Genomic DNA, 21,434 nt, shown 5'->3' on the forward strand with positions numbered 1-21,434 from the left:
TAATGAATATCGTAATCATGGGATTACCTGGAGCGGGTAAAGGTACTCAAGCTGCAGAAATTATCAAAAAATACCCAATACCTCATATTTCTACTGGGGATATGTTTCGTTTAGCAATTAAAAATGAAACACCACTAGGAAATGAAGCGAAGTCTTATATGGATAGAGGAGAACTCGTTCCAGATGAGGTAACTGTTGGTATTGTAAAAGAACGATTGTCTGAAAGTGACGCAAAAGACGGTTTCCTTTTAGATGGCTTTCCAAGAACAGTACAACAGGCAGAAGCGCTTAATAAAATCATGGATGAGCTTGGTTCTAAGATCGAGAGCACAATCTATGTTGATGTTCCTGAAGAAGAGTTAATGAATCGCTTAACAGGTCGTCGTATTTGTGAAGTTTGTGGTACAACTTACCACCTAGTGTTTAACCCACCTAAGCAAGATGGTATATGTGACTTAGATGGTGGAAAACTCTATCAACGCGAAGACGATAACCCAGAGACTGTTCAAAACAGACTTGAAGTGAACATAAAACAAACGCAACCACTTCTTGATTTCTATGAAGCACAAGACGTCTTATCTAAAGTGAATGGTTCACAAGATATTGATGATGTATTCGAAGATATCAACAAAGTACTAGAGAAACTATAATATTCACCTTACAGTTCTTTAGGTGGATGTCGTAGGAATGGGTCCTTTCGAATGATGAGTGAATACTCTCACCTGAAGAAACACAAGTTAAACTGTAAAGGAGGAATATGAAGTGAGTAAACAAAACGTAATTGAATTAGAAGGTATTGTTAATGAAACATTACCTAACGCACAATTCAAAGTTGAACTAGAAAACGGACATGAGATTTTAGCTCATGTTTCTGGTAAAATCCGTATGAACTATATACGAATCCTTCCTGGCGATAAAGTAACAGTTGAAATGTCACCATATGACTTAACTCGTGGAAGAATCACTTATCGTTTCAAGTAATAGGACTCCAACTATTGAGGAGGTAACACAATGAAAGTTAGACCATCAGTTAAACCAATGTGCGAAAAATGTAAAGTTATTCGCCGTAAAGGTAAAGTAATGGTAATCTGTGAAAACCCTAAACACAAACAACGTCAAGGGTAATAATAATTCGGAGGTGTAATGAATGGCACGTATTGCAGGTGTAGACGTACCACGCGACAAACGCGTAGTAATCTCATTAACATATATCTACGGGATCGGAAATACGACAGCTAAAACTATCTTAGCTAAAGCTGGAGTAAACGAAGACACTCGTGTAAAAGATTTAACAGATGACGAATTAAACAAAATTCGTGAAGTAGTAGACACTTACAAAATCGAAGGTGACTTACGTCGTGAGACGAACTTAAACATTAAACGTTTAATGGAAATCGCATCATATAGAGGTATGCGTCACCGTCGTGGACTACCAGTTCGTGGACAAAACACGAAAAACAACGCAAGAACGCGTAAAGGTCCTAAGAAAACAATCGCGAACAAGAAAAAGTAAGCAATAAGTAAAGGAGGATCATAATGGCTCGTAAACAACAAACTCGTGCTAAACGCAGAGTGAAAAAGAATGTTGAATCAGGTATTGCACATATCCGTTCTACATTTAACAATACAATTGTAACGATTACTGATGACTTCGGTAATGCACTTTCATGGTCATCTGCAGGAGCGTTAGGATTTAGAGGTTCTAAGAAATCAACTCCATTCGCTGCTCAAATGGCTTCAGAAACTGCTTCTAAAGCAGCTATGGAACATGGACTTAAAACTGTTGAAGTAACAGTTAAAGGCCCAGGTGCTGGACGTGAATCTGCGATCCGTGCACTACAATCTGCTGGACTTGAAATTACTGCTATCAAAGACGTAACTCCAGTACCACATAACGGTTGTCGTCCACCGAAACGTCGTCGCGTATAATATACTTTATTAGTATCACAGCATAATTAGAAAATAACGGCGTTAAAAGGGAGGAAAAAGTTAACAATGATAGAAATCGAAAAACCTAGAATTGAAACAGTAGAGCTATCGGAAGATTCTAAGTTTGGTAAGTTTGTTGTAGAACCTCTTGAAAGAGGATATGGAACAACGCTTGGGAACTCCTTACGTCGCATTCTTTTATCATCATTACCTGGTGCGGCTGTAAAAACAGTAGAATTAGAAAACGTACTTCACGAATTCTCAACTATCGAAAACGTCATAGAAGATGTAACTACAATTATCACAAACATTAAGAGTCTTGCTTTAAAGATTTACTCTGATGAAGAAAAGATTCTTGAAATTGATGTTAATGGTGAAGGTGTTGTAACTGCAGCTGATATTACGCATGATAGTGACGTAGAAATCTTGAATAGAGATCTTAAAATCGCAACAATTGCGAAAGGTGGATCACTAAAAATACGTATGGTAGCAGGACGTGGACGTGGTTACGCATTAGCTGACGTGAACAACAGAAGCGACTTACCAATTGGGGTTATCCCAGTTGATTCTATTTACACACCAGTTGAGCGTGTGAACTATACAGTAGAAAATACGCGTGTAGGTCAAAATGCAGACTTTGATAAGTTAACACTTGATGTGTGGACAGATGGTTCAATTACACCACTTGAAGCAGTTTCACTTGGTGCAAAGATCCTAACTGAACATTTAAACATCTTCGTTGATTTAACAGATGAGGCGCAAAACGCTGAAATTATGGTTGAAAAAGAAGAAGACCAAAAAGAAAAAGTACTCGAAATGTCAATCGAAGAACTCGATCTTTCAGTGCGTTCTTATAACTGCTTGAAACGTGCGGGTATCAACTCCGTTCAAGAGTTAATCGACAAAACAGAACAAGACATGATGAAAGTACGAAATCTAGGACGTAAGTCTTTAGATGAAGTGAAAAATAAACTTGATGATTTAGGATTGGCATTACGCCAAGAAGACTAAAAAGGAGGTCAAACTAGAATGGCATTAAGAAAACTAGGCCGCGACTCGGCGCACAGAAAAGCAATGTTAAGAAACTTAGCTACTTCTTTAATCGTAAACGAACGTATTACGACTACTGAAGACCGTGCGAAAGAATTACGTAAAGTAGTAGATCGTTTAGTTACTTTAGGTAAACGTGGCGACATTGCTGCTAGACGTCGTGCTGGACAAACAGTACAAGATGTTAAAATTTTAAACGAAGACGGTTCGACAACATTTGCACTTCAAAAATTATTCGACGATATCGCTCCACGCTTCAGTGACCGTCAAGGTGGTTACACAAGCATCAAGAAGTTAGGTAAACGTCGTGGTGACGGTGCAGAACTTGTAATTATCGAATTTGTTGAGGGTGCTTAATACTTCGACTAATAAAGCAGTATGAGTGTTATGATAGAAAGAGAGTATTCTCTTTTCTGTCTAGCTCTTAAGTATCCTGCAAAACTATGAATTGCGCGACTCTTTGCAGGGTACGCGCTTTTTTTATACATATAATTAGAGGTGGAAATATGATTTCTTTAAAAGACATTACTTACAAATATCATAACGACGATGCATATGCTTTGAATCATATTTCCATCGATTTTAAACGAGGTAGTTTTGTCTCTATTTTAGGACATAATGGCTCAGGAAAAAGTACACTTGTAAAAATCATTATGGGGATACTACTACCGACAAGTGGTGCGATCTTTATAGATGGAAAACCAGTTGATAGAGACAATCCACTCGAACTACAGAGAAGATTTTCAATCGTTTTTCAAAATCCAGATAACCAGTTCGTTGGAGCGACGGTTTTAGATGATGTCGCATTTGGCTTAGAAAATCTCGGTGTTCCACATGAAACAATGGTTGAAAAGGTGGAAGCCGCATTAAAAGAGGTTGGAATGTGGGAATTTCGAAATCATGAACCACACAGATTATCTGGCGGACAGAAGCAACGAGTGGCTATCGCAGGCGCACTAGTGACCAACCCTGAAGTGTTAATTATGGATGAAGCAACGTCTATGCTAGATCCTGATGGAAGAAAAGAAGTTCTTTCAATACTTAAGAAGATTCATGCGAAAAGGGACACAACGATTCTCTACATCACTCATGACTTACGTGAAATAGAAGACAGTGACTATGTCTTTATCTTACGTAAAGGGCATGTTGTTAACGAGGGCACGGTTAGAGATGTTTACGAAGACACGGAGACGCTCGTGTCGTCGAACTTAGAGTTACCGTATAACATTAAATTGTCGAAAGCCTTGTGTGATGGTGCGTATATGTCGTATGAAGAGGTGGTTGAGCGTCTATGAATATTTTAATTGATGATGTATCTGTAACGTACCAACCCAAGACACCGTTTCAGTATCATGCGCTGAAAAACATCTCAACAGAGTTTCGTACAGGTAAATTTTACGGTATCGTAGGACAAACAGGTAGTGGAAAGTCGACTCTTGTACAACTCTTGAATGGTTTGATTTTACCAACGACAGGTACAGTCAAAATAGATGACTTGGAATTAAAACGAAGAACTAAGTATAAGATGATACACGAAGTACGCAAATATATTGGGATTGTGTTCCAGTTCCCTGAGCACCAGCTCTTTGAAGAGACGGTATTGAAGGATGTCATGTTTGGCCCTATGAATATGGGAGTTAGTGAAAAAGACGCTCAGACGCGTGCGTTACACTATCTAAATGAATTACACGTTGACCCAGCACTCTACGAAAAGTCACCGTTTGATTTGTCAGGTGGACAGATGAGGAAAGTGGCTTTAGCAGGGATTCTAGCAATGGAGCCGAAAGTTCTAATTTTAGATGAACCAACAGCTGGACTCGATCCATCTAGCCACAAAGAAACTATGGAACTCTTTAAGAGACTCCGTGAAGAATTGAAACTTACAATTATACTTGTCACACACGATATGAATGATGTGTTTGAGTATTCAGATGAAGTGAGGATCTTGGAAGCAGGACGCATTGTTGAGAGTGGTCCAACTGAGGATATCTTGACGGACCAGAAACTATTAGAGCGTTATAGCCTCAATCTGCCTGACGTCGTGAGGTTGTCTCATGATTTAATTAGAAAAGGACATACGATAGATAAAATACCGAAGAGTATAGATGAGTTTATCGTAGAATGGAGGCTTCGTGATGCTTAGTTCTATGATACTTGGGAGATATATCCCGGGAGATTCTGTGATTCATAAGATGGATCCGCGCTCTAAAATCATCATGACGGTGTTATTCATGGCGATTGTGTTCATGGCGAACAACACTTTGACGTATGCCGCTCTGATTCTATTTGTGCTCTTTGTACTTGCACTTGCAAAACTTAATCCGATATTTGTTATTAAAGGATTAAAGATTGTTTTCGTCTTATTGATATTTACATTCTTGATGCACTTATTCCTGACAAAGGGTGGAACAGTACTTATCGATGCAGGATGGTTTACGATTGAATCCGAAGGTATTGTTAGGGGTGTATTTATTGGTACTCGACTTGTGATGCTCGTAGTAATAACAACCATTATGACGCTGACGACGAGTCCAATTTCACTGACAGATGCGATCGAAAAGATGGCACATCCACTGAAAAAAATTAAAGTTCCTGTGCATGAGATTGCGATGATGATGTCAATCAGTCTGAGATTTATTCCAACATTGATGGATGAGACAGATAAAATAATCAAGGCACAAAGTTCAAGAGGCTCTACATTTATGACAGGTAAGGTGAAGGATCGTATCAAAGCTCTACTACCAATCATCATCCCACTATTCGTTTCAGCATTCCAACGAGCTGAAGATATGGCAATTGCGATGGAAGTTCGTGGATATACAGGTGGCGAAGGAAGAACGAGCTTTAGAGTACTCAAATGGACGTTTAAAGACACGTTAGGTATTATCTTTGTGATTCTTTTTGGCGTTTTAGTGTGGTGGCTTCGTACATGAGAATTTTAATGAGGATTGCATACAACGGGTTAAACTTTAATGGATGGCAATATCAAGAAGAAGGCCGTACGGTTCAAGGAGAGATTGAATCAGTGCTCACATCGATTCATAAAACATTTACGAGGATTCATCCAGCATCACGCACGGACAAGGGTGTACATGCGAGAGAACAATATGCACACTTTGATACGGAGTTAAATATACCAGCAGAGAAGTGGGCTTTTATCTTAAACAGTAAAATGCCGAAAGATATTGCGATTACAGAAACATTTCAAGTCCGTGATGACTATCACGTACGCTATGATTCAAAGGGGAAGACATATCGCTATAGCATCTACCAAACGAGTAAAAATCCGTTCTATAACGGCCTGAAGGCACATATAGATAAGACACTGGATATCGAAGCTATGAGAGAAGCTGCGAAACACTTTCTTGGTACCCATGACTTCACGTCATTTTCGAGTGCAAAAACAGTCATCGATTATAAAGTTCGACACATTTACGAGTTAAAAATAGAAGAAACGAACGACGGACTCGATATTGTGATTACCGGTTCTGGATTTTTATATAATATGGTGCGCATCATTGCTGCTTACTTATTTGAAGTCGGTCAGTTGAAGCGGAAACCAGAAGATACTTTAAAATTAATCGAAGCCAAAGATCGTACGCAAATACCACTTACGGCACCCCCGGATGGGTTGTATTTAGAACGCACGTTTCTAAATGAGCAAGAACTTCTAGAATATTTAGAAGAAAAATGAGAGAAACATTGACAAACACACGGTTTCTGAGTTACAATAAACAACGGTATAAAATTATATCACACACTGATAAGCCCCGGAAACTTATCTATGGATAGATATAACTTAACAAATTTAGAAATCATGAAATTGATATTTATTGGGAGGATTTAAGTATGCGTCAAACATTTATGGCGAACGAGTCAAACATTGAGCGTAAATGGTACGTAATTGATGCTGCAGGTCAGACACTTGGTCGTCTTTCTACTGAAGTAGCAACAATCTTACGTGGTAAACATAAAGCAACTTACACTCCACACGCTGACTGCGGTGACTATGTAATCATCGTTAACGCTGGTGGAATTGAATTATCAGGAAACAAAGCAGCAGACAAAGTATATTACAAACACACTGGACACCCAGGTGGAATTAAAGAAATCACTGCTGGTGAATTAAGAGAGAAGAACCCAACACGTCTTCTTGAAAAAGCAATCAGAGGCATGTTACCTAAAACAACTTTAGGAACAGCACAAGCTAAGAAATTATTCGTATACGCTGAAGATACGCATCCACATGCGGCACAACAACCTGAAAACTACGAGTTACGTGGTTAAGGATAATAGGAGGTAAATGAATTTGGCTAAAGTAGAATACAGAGGAACTGGACGTCGTAAGCACTCAGTAGCTCGTGTACGTTTAGTACCAGGTGAAGGTAAAGTGACGATCAACGATCGCGATATGAGAGATTACCTACCATTTGAAAGTTTAATTTTAGATTTAAGTCAACCATTCGCAGTTACAGAAACAGAAGGTAACTACGATGTATTAGTAAACGTTCATGGTGGAGGTTTCACTGGACAAGCGCAAGCAATCCGTCACGGAATTGCACGTGCTTTACTAGAAGCAAACCCAGAACACCGTGCAGAGCTTAAAAGAGCTGGACTCTTAACACGTGACCCACGTATGAAAGAGCGTAAAAAACCAGGTCTTAAGAAAGCACGTAAATCACCACAATTCTCAAAACGTTAATATCCCTTTATATCAAGGGTTACAAGCACTTCTCGAAGATATTTCGAGAGGTGCTTTTTTGTGTGTTGGTAGAAATTAATACCCCTTTAATACCCTTTAATGAAATTAATTTAAAAATCGATGTGATTTTGGAACTTCTCAGCCAATCTTTTTCTAGATGAAGTAGTTATATGAGTGTAAATATCCATAGTCGTTTTTATGTCACTATGACCTAATCTAGATTGTACTTCTTTAATTGTTGCACCTGCTTCAAAAAGTAAGGATGCATGAGTGTGTCTAAAACCATGAATTTTAATTTTGTGAAGTTCTTTGTGCCTGCCAAAAAAAGCCTCTAATTTATCATTTGGTGTAGACACTCTCATGTAGTTCATCTTATTAAGCCTATGATGGTACGTTGTAAAGATAGGTTGATTTTCATCATTTTGAACATGAAAACCGAATTCTTTATATAACTCTTTTTGTTCGATTTTCCATCTCTTAAGAAAATTTATAGTCTTTTGATCAATATCTAACCATCTATATGAAGCTTTGGTCTTTGGTGGTTGTAATAAGTGCTTATTACTCACTTTAACAAGCGTTTTTTGGACGTATAACTCATTAGTTTGAAGATTAACATCAGACCAATGTAAGGCAAGAACTTCGCCTTTACGCATGCCTGTGAATGCGAGTACTCTAAATAAACACGTGTTCAAAGTATTTTGTTCAGATTCTAGAATTTCCATAAACAATTTGAGTTCTAGACTATCAAGAAATTGCTTCTTTTCTACAACAAATTCTTTTTCATTTTTCTTTTTTGGCAAAGAAACTAGTCTCATAGGATTTTTGTTAATTATTTCTAAACGTTCAGCATAGTTAAATACTAATCTAGTTTGTATAATATAATCGTTGTAAGCTTGCATTTCTTTAGACCATTCATTTACAATTGATTGACAGTAGGCGACTGTTATTTCATTTATTAGAAGTCTTCCGAACTTAGGTAAAATACGTTTGTTAAATTTACTTTGCTTACTTGCTAAAGTTGTACCACGAATTTCATTTTTATGATTCTCTAGCCAAAGATTATAAATATCCTTGAAAGTATATTTATTGATACTACTTACGTTATTTTCAAATCTACTTAATTCTAATTTTCGTAAAGCTACTTCTGCTGATCGTTTTGATTTAAATCTTCTTGTCGTTCTTTTCTTTTTACCTGTTAATGGATCAATACCTAGGTATACATTAAATTCATACCTAAACTCTCCATTTTTTAATGTAATTCTATTAATTTTTGTCATTTATATCCCTTCTTATTTGCTGGTCGGCAGTAAAAAGGAATTAATCAAATATTAAACTAACATCTCTTTTAAAATCATCGTTAATACTTATAAAATTTATAAATTTGGTATTACTAAGACTTTCAATATTGGCAGTAACTTTATCTGTAGCAGTTATGTTATTTCTTTTTAAATGTAATGCAGAATCCTTTGAGGTTAAATTTACATAATATAACATTTTATTATTTAAAAATATGTTACCGACATCCGTAAAACGGGCTTCATCCTTACTTATATCCCTAGTAGTAAAAACAGGAACAATATTTGAAACATTTAAGATATATTGATCATAGATTGTTGATTCATCAGCAATCTCGGTGATGTATTCTTGAACAAGTAAATATGAGATTAACTCTAAAAAGCTATTATTATTATAAAATAAATTATTTCGTTCAAAATAATCATATGCAATTTTAGGCATTGTAAATAAACTACCAGGCAAAGTATCATCAAATTTGTCTAATATAAACTCTACTCTTTTATAATTTTCTCTGTTTTCCCTAACGACTTTAAATTGTACAGGTGTATTTTGATAAAATTCTTCATTATGCCACCATGTAATAATAAAGTACCCACTTTCACTTCTTTCATTAAATATTTCTTCAAATTTTATCGAAATGTTAAAAATATCTACAACCTTTGTTATTAAATCCTCTACAGTTATATCAAGTGCATAAGTAATCTTCTCTAATGTATTAAATTGGACACTTTCTACTTTTTGATTTTGAAAGGCACTTAAGGTTTTCATTGTTATACCAGTTTCTTTACTTAATTCTGTAAGTGTCATTTTCTTATCTTCTAAAATTTCTCTTAGATTTACTTTTATCATCGTATCACCTCCACTTAAATTAATTATACAATATTACCTAATACTTAAAAACAATTTTTCGTAAAGTGTATATTATCACTTGACATTATATAAACGTAACATTAAATTATACTTATAACGTAATTACGTTATTTTGTATAAATTAAGGGGGTGAAGTTATGAAACAGCAAATACCATTAGTTATTTCTGATGAAACAATTAGAGCTATTCAGAAAGTGATTAATGAAGTCATTGTAGAAGCAACAACTGATTCTGAACTCATTAGTAAAAGACAAAAAATGTATATGAATAAAAAAGAAGCATGTGAATATATAGGAGTTAGTTTTAATACATTGAAAAAATTTATTGATGAAGGATTACGTGTAGTAGAAGTAGCTGGTATAGAAATGATTAGAAAAGTAGATGTAGATGAATTTTTTGAAAAGCATACAGCTTAAAATTGGTCGGCAGTAAAAAGGAATTAAAAAATAGCAGTTTGATGTCTAGCACACATCAAACTGCTTTAAGAAAGGAAAACTATTATGTTTAAAGATAATTATAACACTAATTATGGTGTAATTAAAAACAAATTATTCAAGGATAAAAATGATAAGATCAATAGCTCAGTAGAAAATTTAAAAATTATATTTTCAGAGGATTACAATTTAGTAGATTTATTTGGAATTGATGAACGTACTGATTCTTTAATTCTACTTAAAAGTCCACCATGGAAAACTAATAAAAGAGATATTGAAAAAGTCTTTGATCCTAGAAAAGATATCGGTATGATTCACATGTATTTAAATGATAAGTATGGATTCGATAATAGATCCAAACTTTCTGATTTTATTTCAATTGTAGCAACTAGAAATTATGTACATCCAATAAAAATATATCTTGATAATCTTAAATGGGATGGTATTGAACGTATTGAAACATTATTTATTGATTATATACATGCTTTAGATAATTGGTTTAATCGTACAGTCACTAGAAAGACCTTAATAGGTGCAGTAGCAAAGATTTATCAACCTGGGCATAGTCATGATACTACAATTATTTTATCAGGTAAGCAAGGCTGTGGTAAGTCGCTTATTCTTAAAAAATTAGGTAAAGATTGGTTTAATGACAGCATGGAAAATTTTAAAGGTGATGAAACATATTTTAAAATGGCTAAGTCATGGATTATAGAATTATCTGAGCTTACAGCTTATAACAACTCAGATATTGGTAGAATAAAGCAAGTTTTGACTTCTACAACAGATACATTTAGAAATAAATATGCTGGAGAAAGTAGTGCTCATATTAGAGATTGTATCTTTTTTGGAACAACAAATGATGACACATTCTTAAAGGATGAAACAGGAAACCGACGATTTATTCCAATGAAGGTAGGGTTAAAAACAGAGAGTGAATTAAATATTCATAATTTAACAGATGAGATTGTAGACCAAATATGGGCAGAAGCTAAGCATTATTATATGAATAAAGAAACAAATCATCTAACTCAAATTGAAAAAGATTATCTGTATGAGCTACAAAAAGAATTCAAAACAATTGATGAAATGGAAGAAGAAATAGCAAAATTTATTATCAAAAAAATTCCGTTGAATTGGGATTATATATCAATTGAAGAAAAAAGAGAATTTATAAAAGAATATGATGATAACGATGAACAAGATAAATTTTTAGTAGATAGAGAAAAAGTTTGTGCAAGAGAAATTAGAGAAGTGTTATTTAAAGATGATAGAGTTGAAAATATTAACCTAACCTCAAAAATAAATTTGAAGTTAAAAAAATTACTCGACAAAGATCAAACGGAGAAAATTAATTATAAAAAATATTATGGGCAACAACGAGGATTTTATATTAATTCATCAATGATTTACAAACTCAAAAAAAAATTTAGTTAAAACACTGTCCCACTTGTCCCAAATTTTGGGACAGTTGGGACAGTCAAAACCATAAAGTTTAAAACGAACATCTTAAAAATGTTAGAAAACTGTATAATCTATTTAAATTTTTATAAAGAGCATAAGGGGCAATGATATCACTTTACGTTGTAAAAGTGATAGGTTGGCAGTGCCAACCATTGCTATTAAAGCATTTAATGAAGTCTGCTACCAGCAGACTTGATGATATCATCTTTTGTATTAAAGTCTGCTACAATCAGACCTAATTTAGTAACTATTAGAGTAATATTTTACCTAAGTCTGCTATCAGCAGACCATTATTTTATAGAAGGGATTTTAAAATGCATACTTATTTATTAAGAATAGATAAAGAGAAATTTAAATTATTAGAACAAAAATCTAAAGATCTAGATTTATCTGTGAACGCATATATAAACAAATTAATTGATGAACAACTACAGTCAGTTCTACAAAAAAATACAAATATAGAAATGTTTTCACGAATAAATCATTTAATAAATGTAGTAGACAAACAAACAATTGAATTAAATAAATTAAGTCATGCAAATGAAATAACTGTAAATATATTAGCAGATTTATTTGGAATTCATGATGAAGAGGAGTGATTTTTTGTTAAATAGTAAAGCAAAATTCCAAGTAACTACAACAGAAGATATTAAAGAAATTTTAGATGAACATGTAGAAAATAATAAACATTTATATTCTAATCGTTCACATTTTATTGAGGAAGCAATAAAAAATATGATAAATAAAGATGGAAATAACAAGGATATTGAATCAAACATAAGTGAAAAAATTAATTATATTGATTCAAATGTAGAATTACTTTTACAAATGCTAGTTGGATTTATGTTTAATAATGAGATGGCAGGCATGGATGACCACTATAAAGAATCTGTCATTTATATAAAAGCACAGAAAGCATTAGATAAATATTATAAAGAAAAAAAGATGAATGAGTTGACAAGCAAAGAAGTTAAAAACGAAGGAAATAATTTAGATTTCTTATCGAGTTTTGATGAACTTTAATCTATTAAAGGAGATGATTATTTGAAAGCAGGTGTCATATTAACATCAGATTTTGTTGTTGGTGGTCAGAAATCTTTTGAAAATTATGTACGTTATATTGATAGAGAAGATGCAAAGAAGCATATTGATTATGATAACGTATATGAAAATATTATAGAAAATAATTTAGAAGCAACGAATAAAAGTAGAGCGAAAAGTAGTTTAGATTATGAAAATTATTTAGATTATATGAATCGTGATTATGCAAAAAGTAAAGAAAAAAATATAGATAACGAAATTGATTATGGTTTATTTACTAATGTATCTGATAAATTAGACCAAAAAGAAAAGAAAGAAATTTATAAAAAATTTAAAGCTGCACAAGAAAATAAATCTGTTTTATGGAGAGATGTATTTTCTTTTGATCACGAATGGCTTAAAGAACAAAGGCTGCTTATTGGTAAACAATTAAATGATAAAGAAATAAAAAAAGCAGTACGCAAAGCAATGAATGAATGTTTTGATAGAGAAAATTTAAATGAAACTGGGTTTTGGGTTGCTGAAATTCATTACAACACAGATAACATTCATGTCCATGTTGCTTCATCAGAAACAATTAATACTCGACCAGTGATTGAATTTGAAAGACGAGATCAAGAAGGAAATATTTATACTTCTACAGAGCCTAAAGGAAAAAGAAGTTTAAAAACATCAGAGAAAATGAAATCATCCTTCATCAGTCATCTTGTAAGTAGAGAAAAAGTATTAGAAGAAATGACTAAAGTAAGAACCAATTTACATCATACTATTTCAATAGATACTAAAAATAATGAACAAGTAAATTTATTAAAATCAATTGTAGAACGGTTACCTGAAAATAAAAATCATTGGTCTTATAATCATAAAAATATGAAACATATTAAAGAAGATATTGATCAATATACTACAAATTATATTAAAAAGAACCATAACAATGAGTACAAGAAATACCAAGATTTATTAAATAAAGAGGAAGAATACTATAAATTAGTATATGGTGCAGGAGGAAAAGAACGATACAAAGACTACAAGAAAAATAAATTAGAGGAACTTAATTCTCGGATGGGTAACCAATTATTAAGAAGTTTGAAAGATGCTCATGAAAGAATTAATAAAGTACAGAGGGATAAATTAAGTGGAAATAAAAGTAAATATCAACCACAAAATTTTAAAAAGAAGCTACCAATTATAACACGATATGACTTATATAAAATTCAAAGAGCATTTCATGATCATAGACGAAAACATGAAGCAGAGATGCAGTATAAGCAAATGGAATATGAAATTCAAAGACCAAATAGTATGGATAGGGAGTTATAAAAATGGAAACAAACGAAAAAATTTTTATGTTAATGGAAGTAGACAAGGACAGTCAAATAGCAAAGTATGCGACGGTAAGCGAGTCAGAATCAGAGGAAATTACTCTACAACATGATAAATCATTTATAGATTATTTAGAACGATTTATTGATCAAGGGATTTGTTTTTATATAGACACTCATAAAAAAGAAATTATAGAACGAGAGTTATAAACAGACATTTAAATGGATGTCTGTTTTTTTTTATTTTAAATAAAAGGAGTTTTTAAAATGACTGGATATAAAAAGAAATATCAACCTAAAACTATAGAAGAACGTCGTGAAGAAGTTCAACAACTAACACTAAAAGCAAAGAGAGAATTAGAAAGATCAGTTAAAAAGCCAAAAGATTTAGTAGAATATTTAGAGTTTATGTCAAAGTTTTATAAGTATAGCTATAAGAATCAAACTTTAATACGCTCACAGTATAGTGGTGCATTTGGTGCTGTAAAATCAGCAAAAGGATGGAATAAAGACGATAATTTATATATCAGAAAAGGTCAAAAAGCAATTAAAATTTTTGCACCAACACAGTATGATATATATAAAATAAATGGAAAAGAATTAAGTTTTGGTCAGTTATCAAAAGAAATGCAAAAAAAAGCTAAAGCAAAAGAATTAGATCAATTTAAGGAAGAGAAACGAGGATTTTTTTTAGTTCCTATATTTGATATAACTCAAACAACAGCAAAACCAGAACAATATCCAGATTTTTATCCTAATAAGCCAATAAATTTTGTGTACAAAGGCGATAACATTAAAGCACTTGATGAAGCTACAAAATTATATATTGAGAGCAATGAAATTGATTATATCGAAGGTGCAACGTTAGATAGTGCTGCTCGTGGAGAATACTCAACTAATGTATTGACTGGTGAAGCAAAGATAAAGATAAGCGACAATGCTACTGAAACTGAAAAATTAAAAGTGGCATTTCATGAACTCGGACATTATCTTTTACACACTACCGGTAAAGGAACATCTTTATCTTCCAAAGAAGCAGAAGCAGAAGCAGAAATGACTGCATATGTAGTTTCTACTTATTATCAGTTAGATACTAAAGATTATTCAATGGACTATGTTAATTCATGGACACAACATTTAAGTAATGTGGAAGAGAAAGAATTGGATGACATTTTTTCTAATGTACAAAGAGCAAGCAGACAGATTATTGAAGGTATTGATCATCAATTAGAACAAATTTCTGAAAAAGAACGTTCACAAGAACGATTTATAGTTAAAGGACTAGATAAGGATTTAAAAGCACAAGAACGTACCTTAGATCAAGCTAACTATGATAGAAATTTCCAGAAAGAAAAGTCATTTGAAATATATGAGCTGTATGATCGAGAAAAAGAAACATCAGTGTTTGTGACTAAAGAAGCAGTAGAAGAAAGTCTAAAACAAAATTCAGATAAAGATTTTAAAAGCAATTTAATTGATGCAACGAAAAAATATGGAGATGAAAAAGCAAAAGATTTTATTAACGAATTAGATCCAAATCCTAAACAAAGTAAACAGCAATCTAGTTTAGAACGGGAATGAGTTCAAAGAATAATAGAGTAAATTTGCTTCTGTTGAATATAGGATGTTATAATATAGCTAACAAACAATGTGTTATACATGAAACACCTAACCCCCAATCTATGCCAGTAGATTGGGGGTTTTTTGGTGTATTGGTATCTCCAAGCGAGATTAATCTCTATCTAACCAATATTTAAATAGAGATATAATAACACCTACAATAATTGGTGCTATTAAAAACTCAAACAACGTGTTAAACATGATTTCACCTCCTTCTATGCTATATGCACAGAAGTGGCTTGGAGATAAAGTAATTATAACAATAAAATAAATATAGATTGAGAATAGAATTACGTTCTATTCTCTTTTTTTTGGAAAGAAGGAATAACAATGACAACAGTAATTATTGCCGAAAAACCATCACAAGCTAAAGCATATGCAGAAGCATTTTCAATTAAAAATCGAACTAAAACATATATTGAACTTGAGCCATGTTCAACATTTAAGTCAGGTGCATATCTTACATGGGGAATTGGTCACTTAGTTCAATTAAAGAAACCACAAGAATATCAAAATCCAACGAACACATGGGATTTAAATAACTTACCGTTTATCCCAGAACGATTTGAATTTGAAGTGGATCCAAAGAAGAAAGCACAATTCAACTCTGTAAAATCGTTATGTCAAAAAGCAGATATTATTATTAATGGATGTGACGTCGATAGAGAGGGGAGTAATATCTTTTATTTAATTTTGGAACATGCAGGTATTAAAAACAAAACAATAAAAAGGCTATGGATTAATTCATTAGAAAAAGAAGAGATTTTTAAAGGATTTAATCAACTTAAAGATAGCTCTATGGACTATCTGATGTACCAAGAAGCGAAAGCACGTATGATGAGTGATTATCTGATCGGCATGAATTTAAGCCCTTTATATACATTGCACATACAAAAAGCAATGAACATTTCTACTCCGTTTGGTGTAGGACGTGTACAAACCCCTACTTTATATATGATTTATAAGAGAGAACTAGAAATAGAACAATTTAAACCAGAAAAATTCTATGAAATTCATGGTGACTTTAATAAAGATGAACATACCTTTACAGCTAAGATGAAAATTAAAGATACAGATCACGATAAAATTACAGATATATTTAATGAAATTAAAGATGCACATACAGCTAACGTATCAAATATTGAAGTAGTAGAGAAATCACAATCATCTCCACAACTTCATTCTCTAAGTACACTACAAACAACAGCGAACAAAAGATGGAAATATAGTCCAAAGAAAACACTACAAATCATGCAGAAACTTTATGAAGCTAAATTAGTAACTTATCCAAGAACAGACACACAATATATCACAGAACAAGAACATCAATATTTAGTGAATCATTTAGATCATTATCTTACGATTAGTGATTTAAATGCATCTGAATTTACACAGAGGGATGCTAAAAAACGATATGTGAATAATTCAAAAGTACAAGAACACTATGCAATTATTCTAACTAAACAAGTTAATAAAAATCAGATTGAATCACTATCACAAGATGAACAAAACATATTTTTTGAAATATATAATACGACACTTGCTATGTTTATGGACGATTACAAGTATGAAGAAACTAAAGTGATACTTACTGTTGCTGAATCACATGATTTTTTTGCTACTGGTCGTGTAGACCGTTCACTCGGATGGAAGAATATCTATGCTAAGCAAGAAAAAACAGATGAAGAAAAACAAACTAAGTTACCAATGCTGGATGAAGGAGAAGAAATATCAGTAAAACCATATATACATGAAGGTATGACACAAGCCCCTAAACCATATACAGAAGGACAATTAATCACTGTAATGAAAACATGTGGTAAGTATTCAGAAAATCCAGAAGATGCTGAGATACTAAAAGAAGTTGAAGGTATAGGTACGGAAGCGACACGTGCTGATGTCGTAGAAAAGCTAAAACAACATGAATATATTACTGTATCAAAAAATAAAGTATCTATTACAGAAAAAGGACGTATTCTATGTCAAGCCGTTACGAACACATTATTATCTAGTTCAGACATGACAGCAAAATGGGAAAAATCATTAAAGGGGATCACTGATAAGAAACAAACGTTAGATGGTTTTCTTGATAACACAAAACGCTACATTACTCATCAGATAAGTAATGTAAATAAAGAACTGGTAGAGAATGGTATTTTAGATGAAACTGGTAAATCTAAGATTGCGTTAAGTAATGAATCTGAATATGGTCAATGTCCTAAATGTGGAAATCATGATATAAAACAAATCACATCAAAGTATGGAAAAATGTATGTTTGTGAAGATCGTGATTGTGGGTTTGTAATCTATGGTAAAGTAGTGGGCAAAAATTTATCAGATTCACTTGTTAAAGAACTCATAGAAAACAAACGAACAAAACAAAAAGTTAAAGGTTTTAAATCAAAGGCAGGGAAAACATTTGATGCGTATTTAAAACTAGATGAAGAATACAAAGTAGTTTTAGACTTTAAGAAAGAAGGGGTATGATGTGAGCTTTAATGACTATATGAATCAAATAGAAAAAAAGAGAAAAAAACGTAGATTAATCAGCCTAGTTATTATATTTATGTTATTACCTGCGATTGCACTGTTACTCTACCAACCATATCAATTCTATATTAAAGATCCATTGACGATTAAACATGCAAATGCAGATGCAAACACATATGATGCAACTCAAATCGAACAAAATGAAGCATGGATTGATTCTCTTACAAACGATAGTGATGTAGATGAGATTAAAGAAAATCATCCAAATTTATATGAAGATACAGGTATCACATATGATTGGAACGCTGTTAGACTGATTGATCGTATACCAAGTGATGCAACAATCAATAAACGCTTATATAGAGGTCAGTTATTTATACCTGCATTAGAAATGAATGTACCGATTGTTGAAGGAGTAAGTAACGAGAATTTATATACTGGTGCAAGTACAATGAAGCCGAACATGAAACTCGGTAAAGGAAACTATGCATTAGCAGGACATTTAATGCCTGATCCTAACACTCTTTTTTCTCCCTTGAAACGTGCTGAACATGGGATGAAGATATATACAACAGATAAAAATTATGTTTATGTATATGAAATAAAACAAATTGAGTATGTTGCACCAACAGAAATTCAATGGGTCGAGGATGTTGAAGGTGAAACATTAATTACACTTGTAACATGTGGAACATTAGACGGAAAAAGTCGAATTATTGTACAAGGTAGTTTTGTTGAAAAGTTAGATGTTAATGAATTAGATACACAATTATATGAAAGCTATATTGCAAACTAGCATATCTATATTGATGTGCTAGTTTTTTTATATTTAAGGAGAGATATTATGGATAAGAGTATTTTTGATAAAGCAGGGATGCTTAAAAAAGAAGCGATTGAACATGCAAAAACAGTAAGTATTGTGGAATATTTAGAAAGTGAGGGTTATGTACTACAAAAACAAGGGGATTACTACCGTATGCAAGATCATGACAGTTTAGTCATCAATGCACAAAAGAATGTGTATAAATGGAATTCAAGAGGATCAGGTGGTACTGTACTGCAACTACTCCAAGAAAAAGAATTGTTTAATATGAATTTTAGAGAAGCAGTTATTGAATTAAACAAACCTAAAAATAACCGTATTAGAAGCGAACAAGGGATGAATTTTAAAGAGATAAAGACTAAAGAGCCTTATGCTTTCCCTTATGACAGAATGAAAGAAGATACGACTAAAGTAAGAGATTATCTTGTAGAAGATCGAAAAATAGACCCAGACCTTGTAGATACATTGCTATCTAAAGGTTTAATACGACAAGATAAAAATAACAATGCTGTATATCCATGGATTAGTAAAGGAACAATCGTTGGACATAATGCCGAAGGCAGTTATGTAAAAGAGGGTAGTGAGAGATTTAAATTCATTGCATCAGGTGGAGATACCAACCAAGCATTCTCATTCCAAACCAATAATGGAAAACTAGATAAGATTTTCTTTTTTGAGGGAGAAGCTGATGCCCTTAGTTATGCCACATTAAATGGTTTAGAGCCTAATAGTAAGTATGTATCCATGCGTGGTGTGAATAACGACCAAGTCATTGCGCATCAACTAGGCAATGAATTTAAATCACATAAAGAGATACCAACGCTAGTGTACTGTGTAGACAACGATCAAGCAGGGTTAGAATTTATTCAGCGAAGATTGGAGAATCCATTTGTGCATCATGAATTAGGAGAAGTACCTATGTATTTTGATATACCTTCAAAATCAGAACATGTGAAAGATTGGAATGATGTATTAATTAAAAGAGAAGGACAAATGTTATCTGATATTGAAAAAACACAACCACTATCAAAGACATCTATAAAGTCATTACTAGAAGGTTCAAAACAAAAATCAAATGAATATGAAATGGATTAGGGGATTTTATAACAGGAAAAACTCATTCGGGTAGTCGATGATTAATAGGAATGTATATAGAAAAAATTGTAATTAGTTTAGATTTACACCATACAAAGTAAGTGTTTTATAACACATGTGATTTATCTTTATATAAAAAACAACAGAAAAAATGGTCTTCATTATTAACAGAAAATTCTGTCTTGTAAGCGAACACATTATGTGGTATGCTCTTTAAAAGGGGGTTTTTAATATGAATAAGTTCAATACGCTGGTACAAGATTTACAAGGAGATTACTCAAAAATTGCATCTTATTTATCAAACCCAGAAGAATTTCTAAAAAGTTATGATTTATCTGAAGCAGAATATAATGCTTTGCTATCAAAAGATTTTGATTCATTAGCTACATTAACTTCAGATAATGAACTTGCAGCAGGAGTAATGTCTGCTCCTTGGATGCACTCGCAAAGATGTACAGTTAAACCTTAAAATGATGTTATAAAGCTTACTTTCTTTGTAGATAGTAAGCTTTAATTTTTTAGAAAAGAAGTGATTATATTTGTATGAAGAAGATTTTTTATTAAATGTAAGCAAGAATTTAGAATATTTTTGCTATCTAAAAAAAAGAAACAAATAGTATTTTAGAAGTGAAAAATAGTAAGAATAAATTATTATACAAAAAACAGTTCGATAATGTGAAGTCTTTAAATTGGATAAATGATAGTATTCTAGTACAGTGTTCAAAAAATAGTTACGTTATAGAATGGAAAAAAGACTATATTAAAAGAATTGATAATTGTGCATACATAATTAACGAAGTTTGCAGAGTGGTAAGTAAAGAATCAGTAATTATTGAAGTGATAGAACACGGAAAATATTTTTATTATCTTTATAATTATTGTGAAAATTATCTAACTTTATTAGCCATAGCTAATTTGAATTATAGCTCAATAAAAGCAATAAAAAGCGAGAATAAACATATTAAAAAAATCTTGAAAAATAAAGTGAATAAAAGAGATTTGAGATTTAGAAACTATACTTTAAAAAACGAATATTATTTTTTACATGAAAGCAAATGGTATTTAAATGATACTTTATTAGCCGATACATTATTTATTGATAAGTGTTTTCTTTTAAAAAATGGTTTTGTTATGAGTATAAATAATTTTCATATGCCATCTAGAGTGCTTTATCATTCGTATAATGACATAGAAACATTTTCTTCCATTGAAGATAATAAAATAAAGTTTAAGCATAGTTATTTATTAGATAACAAACTTCCAACTTACTTTTATCATGATAATAAAAATGAAAATAC

Annotated in this window: 28 protein-coding genes; 25 read left to right on the plus strand and 3 right to left on the minus strand. The window is 32.3% G+C overall.

The features are described 5' to 3' along the window. The first annotated feature begins 2 nt into the window (after positions 1 to 2). The 13 genes from H9D55_RS02775 to rpsI all read left to right on the plus strand — a co-directional run bounded on the left by H9D55_RS02775 (position 3) and on the right by rpsI (position 7,681). Positions 3 to 650: an adenylate kinase gene (locus tag H9D55_RS02775; protein ID WP_186076649.1), complete on the plus strand. Its 648-nt coding sequence runs from the start codon at positions 3 to 5 to the stop codon at positions 648 to 650. 112 nt (positions 651 to 762) lie between these two features. Further along, positions 763 to 981: a translation initiation factor IF-1 gene (gene infA / locus H9D55_RS02780; RefSeq protein WP_186076651.1), complete on the plus strand. Its 219-nt coding sequence runs from the start codon at positions 763 to 765 to the stop codon at positions 979 to 981. A gap of 30 nt (positions 982 to 1,011) precedes the next feature. After that, positions 1,012 to 1,125: a 50S ribosomal protein L36 gene (gene rpmJ, locus H9D55_RS02785; RefSeq protein WP_186076653.1), complete on the plus strand. Its 114-nt coding sequence runs from the start codon at positions 1,012 to 1,014 to the stop codon at positions 1,123 to 1,125. Between the two features lie 22 nt (positions 1,126 to 1,147). Then, complete coding sequence (gene rpsM / locus H9D55_RS02790) at positions 1,148 to 1,513, plus strand: 30S ribosomal protein S13 (protein ID WP_186076655.1); 366 nt, start codon at positions 1,148 to 1,150, stop codon at positions 1,511 to 1,513. A gap of 23 nt (positions 1,514 to 1,536) precedes the next feature. Then, positions 1,537 to 1,929, plus strand: a complete 393-nt coding sequence (rpsK, locus tag H9D55_RS02795) for a 30S ribosomal protein S11 (RefSeq protein WP_186076657.1) — start codon at positions 1,537 to 1,539, stop codon at positions 1,927 to 1,929. Between the two features lie 66 nt (positions 1,930 to 1,995). Continuing rightward, positions 1,996 to 2,940: a DNA-directed RNA polymerase subunit alpha gene (locus tag H9D55_RS02800; RefSeq protein WP_186076659.1), complete on the plus strand. Its 945-nt coding sequence runs from the start codon at positions 1,996 to 1,998 to the stop codon at positions 2,938 to 2,940. Between the two features lie 18 nt (positions 2,941 to 2,958). Further along, complete coding sequence (gene rplQ / locus H9D55_RS02805) at positions 2,959 to 3,336, plus strand: 50S ribosomal protein L17 (protein WP_186076661.1); 378 nt, start codon at positions 2,959 to 2,961, stop codon at positions 3,334 to 3,336. A 149-nt stretch (positions 3,337 to 3,485) separates the two neighbouring features. Then, positions 3,486 to 4,274, plus strand: a complete 789-nt coding sequence (locus H9D55_RS02810; RefSeq protein ID WP_186076663.1) for an energy-coupling factor transporter ATPase — start codon at positions 3,486 to 3,488, stop codon at positions 4,272 to 4,274. Then, complete coding sequence (locus H9D55_RS02815; protein WP_186076665.1) at positions 4,271 to 5,122, plus strand: energy-coupling factor transporter ATPase; 852 nt, start codon at positions 4,271 to 4,273, stop codon at positions 5,120 to 5,122. The genes H9D55_RS02810 and H9D55_RS02815 overlap by 4 nt, the downstream gene beginning before the upstream one ends. Next, complete coding sequence (locus H9D55_RS02820; protein ID WP_186076667.1) at positions 5,115 to 5,912, plus strand: energy-coupling factor transporter transmembrane component T family protein; 798 nt, start codon at positions 5,115 to 5,117, stop codon at positions 5,910 to 5,912. Before H9D55_RS02815 ends, H9D55_RS02820 begins: the two co-directional genes overlap by 8 nt. Next, positions 5,909 to 6,673, plus strand: coding sequence for a tRNA pseudouridine(38-40) synthase TruA (gene truA / locus H9D55_RS02825; RefSeq protein ID WP_186076668.1), 765 nt, complete (start codon positions 5,909 to 5,911; stop codon positions 6,671 to 6,673). The genes H9D55_RS02820 and truA overlap by 4 nt, the downstream gene beginning before the upstream one ends. Before the next feature lie 155 nt (positions 6,674 to 6,828). Beyond that, positions 6,829 to 7,266 carry a 50S ribosomal protein L13 gene (rplM, locus tag H9D55_RS02830; RefSeq protein WP_186076669.1) on the plus strand — a complete coding sequence of 146 codons (438 nt, stop codon included), beginning with the start codon at positions 6,829 to 6,831 and terminating at the stop codon, positions 7,264 to 7,266. A gap of 22 nt (positions 7,267 to 7,288) precedes the next feature. Further along, on the plus strand, positions 7,289 to 7,681 hold the full coding sequence (rpsI, locus tag H9D55_RS02835; protein ID WP_235963087.1) for a 30S ribosomal protein S9: 393 nt from the start codon (positions 7,289 to 7,291) through the stop codon (positions 7,679 to 7,681). 110 nt (positions 7,682 to 7,791) lie between these two features. On the opposite strand, the gene H9D55_RS02840 is transcribed toward rpsI, so the two are convergent. Next, positions 7,792 to 8,958, minus strand: a complete 1,167-nt coding sequence (locus tag H9D55_RS02840) for a tyrosine-type recombinase/integrase (protein WP_186076672.1) — start codon at positions 8,956 to 8,958, stop codon at positions 7,792 to 7,794. A 40-nt stretch (positions 8,959 to 8,998) separates the two neighbouring features. Further along, entirely contained in the window at positions 8,999 to 9,826 is an 828-nt protein-coding gene (locus tag H9D55_RS02845; protein ID WP_186076674.1) for a helix-turn-helix domain-containing protein, read from the minus strand. 158 nt (positions 9,827 to 9,984) lie between these two features. On the opposite strand from H9D55_RS02845, the gene H9D55_RS02850 reads away from it, so the two are divergent. The 7 genes from H9D55_RS02850 (at position 9,985) to H9D55_RS02880 (ending at position 15,689) form a co-directional block, all read left to right on the plus strand. Beyond that, on the plus strand, positions 9,985 to 10,263 hold the full coding sequence (locus H9D55_RS02850; RefSeq protein ID WP_186076676.1) for a helix-turn-helix domain-containing protein: 279 nt from the start codon (positions 9,985 to 9,987) through the stop codon (positions 10,261 to 10,263). An 84-nt stretch (positions 10,264 to 10,347) separates the two neighbouring features. Further along, positions 10,348 to 11,718 carry a virulence-associated E family protein gene (locus tag H9D55_RS02855; RefSeq protein ID WP_186076678.1) on the plus strand — a complete coding sequence of 457 codons (1,371 nt, stop codon included), beginning with the start codon at positions 10,348 to 10,350 and terminating at the stop codon, positions 11,716 to 11,718. Positions 11,719 to 12,059: 341 nt separating this feature from the next. Beyond that, the gene (locus H9D55_RS02860) at positions 12,060 to 12,344 is read left to right on the plus strand and encodes a hypothetical protein (RefSeq protein WP_129407008.1); all 285 of its coding nucleotides are present in this window, start codon (positions 12,060 to 12,062) and stop codon (positions 12,342 to 12,344) included. Between the two features lie 4 nt (positions 12,345 to 12,348). Further along, positions 12,349 to 12,768 (plus strand): ribbon-helix-helix domain-containing protein, encoded by a 420-nt coding sequence (locus H9D55_RS02865; protein ID WP_186076680.1) that lies wholly within the window; start codon positions 12,349 to 12,351, stop codon positions 12,766 to 12,768. A gap of 21 nt (positions 12,769 to 12,789) precedes the next feature. Further along, the gene (gene mobP2 / locus H9D55_RS02870; protein ID WP_186076682.1) at positions 12,790 to 14,106 is read left to right on the plus strand and encodes a MobP2 family relaxase; all 1,317 of its coding nucleotides are present in this window, start codon (positions 12,790 to 12,792) and stop codon (positions 14,104 to 14,106) included. 2 nt (positions 14,107 to 14,108) lie between these two features. Continuing rightward, the gene (locus H9D55_RS02875; RefSeq protein WP_186076684.1) at positions 14,109 to 14,318 is read left to right on the plus strand and encodes a hypothetical protein; all 210 of its coding nucleotides are present in this window, start codon (positions 14,109 to 14,111) and stop codon (positions 14,316 to 14,318) included. Between the two features lie 57 nt (positions 14,319 to 14,375). After that, a complete protein-coding gene (locus H9D55_RS02880) occupies positions 14,376 to 15,689 on the plus strand; it encodes an ImmA/IrrE family metallo-endopeptidase (RefSeq protein ID WP_186076686.1) in 1,314 nt (437 codons plus the stop codon). Between the two features lie 150 nt (positions 15,690 to 15,839). Here H9D55_RS02880 and H9D55_RS02885 read toward each other — a convergent pair whose 3' ends face one another. Beyond that, positions 15,840 to 15,929: a type I toxin-antitoxin system Fst family toxin gene (locus H9D55_RS02885; protein ID WP_129407003.1), complete on the minus strand. Its 90-nt coding sequence runs from the start codon at positions 15,927 to 15,929 to the stop codon at positions 15,840 to 15,842. Positions 15,930 to 16,058: 129 nt separating this feature from the next. On the opposite strand from H9D55_RS02885, the gene topB reads away from it, so the two are divergent. From topB to H9D55_RS02910, 5 genes are all read left to right on the plus strand, one after another. Beyond that, the gene (gene topB / locus H9D55_RS02890; protein WP_186076688.1) at positions 16,059 to 18,215 is read left to right on the plus strand and encodes a type IA DNA topoisomerase; all 2,157 of its coding nucleotides are present in this window, start codon (positions 16,059 to 16,061) and stop codon (positions 18,213 to 18,215) included. A 1-nt stretch (position 18,216) separates the two neighbouring features. Then, on the plus strand, positions 18,217 to 19,014 hold the full coding sequence (locus tag H9D55_RS02895) for a class A sortase (protein ID WP_186076690.1): 798 nt from the start codon (positions 18,217 to 18,219) through the stop codon (positions 19,012 to 19,014). A 48-nt stretch (positions 19,015 to 19,062) separates the two neighbouring features. Beyond that, complete coding sequence (locus H9D55_RS02900; RefSeq protein WP_186076692.1) at positions 19,063 to 20,136, plus strand: DUF3991 and TOPRIM domain-containing protein; 1,074 nt, start codon at positions 19,063 to 19,065, stop codon at positions 20,134 to 20,136. A gap of 232 nt (positions 20,137 to 20,368) precedes the next feature. After that, on the plus strand, positions 20,369 to 20,605 hold the full coding sequence (locus tag H9D55_RS02905) for an arginine deiminase (protein WP_186076694.1): 237 nt from the start codon (positions 20,369 to 20,371) through the stop codon (positions 20,603 to 20,605). A gap of 338 nt (positions 20,606 to 20,943) precedes the next feature. Continuing rightward, on the plus strand, positions 20,944 to 21,434 hold a 491-nt coding region (locus H9D55_RS02910), incomplete at its 3' end, for a hypothetical protein (RefSeq protein ID WP_186076696.1).

Source organism: Phocicoccus pinnipedialis (assembly GCF_903994035.1).
Lineage (GTDB): Bacteria > Bacillota > Bacilli > Staphylococcales > Salinicoccaceae > Phocicoccus > Phocicoccus pinnipedialis.

Bases quoted from the DNA above. Each gene is read 5' to 3' on its own strand.
- H9D55_RS02775 (WP_186076649.1), top strand. From the start codon at position 3: ATGAATATCGTAATCATGGGATTACCTGGAGCGGGTAAAGGTACTCAA.
- rpmJ (WP_186076653.1), top strand. From the start codon at position 1,012: ATGAAAGTTAGACCATCAGTTAAACCAATGTGCGAAAAATGTAAAGTT.
- rpsM (WP_186076655.1), top strand. From the start codon at position 1,148: ATGGCACGTATTGCAGGTGTAGACGTACCACGCGACAAACGCGTAGTA.
- rpsK (WP_186076657.1), top strand. From the start codon at position 1,537: ATGGCTCGTAAACAACAAACTCGTGCTAAACGCAGAGTGAAAAAGAAT.
- H9D55_RS02800 (WP_186076659.1), top strand. From the start codon at position 1,996: ATGATAGAAATCGAAAAACCTAGAATTGAAACAGTAGAGCTATCGGAA.
- rplQ (WP_186076661.1), top strand. From the start codon at position 2,959: ATGGCATTAAGAAAACTAGGCCGCGACTCGGCGCACAGAAAAGCAATG.
- H9D55_RS02810 (WP_186076663.1), top strand. From the start codon at position 3,486: ATGATTTCTTTAAAAGACATTACTTACAAATATCATAACGACGATGCA.
- H9D55_RS02815 (WP_186076665.1), top strand. From the start codon at position 4,271: ATGAATATTTTAATTGATGATGTATCTGTAACGTACCAACCCAAGACA.
- H9D55_RS02820 (WP_186076667.1), top strand. From the start codon at position 5,115: ATGCTTAGTTCTATGATACTTGGGAGATATATCCCGGGAGATTCTGTG.
- truA (WP_186076668.1), top strand. From the start codon at position 5,909: ATGAGAATTTTAATGAGGATTGCATACAACGGGTTAAACTTTAATGGA.
- rplM (WP_186076669.1), top strand. From the start codon at position 6,829: ATGCGTCAAACATTTATGGCGAACGAGTCAAACATTGAGCGTAAATGG.
- H9D55_RS02840 (WP_186076672.1), bottom strand. From the start codon at position 8,958: ATGACAAAAATTAATAGAATTACATTAAAAAATGGAGAGTTTAGGTAT.
- H9D55_RS02845 (WP_186076674.1), bottom strand. From the start codon at position 9,826: ATGATAAAAGTAAATCTAAGAGAAATTTTAGAAGATAAGAAAATGACA.
- H9D55_RS02850 (WP_186076676.1), top strand. From the start codon at position 9,985: ATGAAACAGCAAATACCATTAGTTATTTCTGATGAAACAATTAGAGCT.
- H9D55_RS02855 (WP_186076678.1), top strand. From the start codon at position 10,348: ATGTTTAAAGATAATTATAACACTAATTATGGTGTAATTAAAAACAAA.
- H9D55_RS02860 (WP_129407008.1), top strand. From the start codon at position 12,060: ATGCATACTTATTTATTAAGAATAGATAAAGAGAAATTTAAATTATTA.
- H9D55_RS02875 (WP_186076684.1), top strand. From the start codon at position 14,109: ATGGAAACAAACGAAAAAATTTTTATGTTAATGGAAGTAGACAAGGAC.
- H9D55_RS02880 (WP_186076686.1), top strand. From the start codon at position 14,376: ATGACTGGATATAAAAAGAAATATCAACCTAAAACTATAGAAGAACGT.
- H9D55_RS02885 (WP_129407003.1), bottom strand. From the start codon at position 15,929: ATGTTTAACACGTTGTTTGAGTTTTTAATAGCACCAATTATTGTAGGT.
- topB (WP_186076688.1), top strand. From the start codon at position 16,059: ATGACAACAGTAATTATTGCCGAAAAACCATCACAAGCTAAAGCATAT.
- H9D55_RS02900 (WP_186076692.1), top strand. From the start codon at position 19,063: ATGGATAAGAGTATTTTTGATAAAGCAGGGATGCTTAAAAAAGAAGCG.
- H9D55_RS02905 (WP_186076694.1), top strand. From the start codon at position 20,369: ATGAATAAGTTCAATACGCTGGTACAAGATTTACAAGGAGATTACTCA.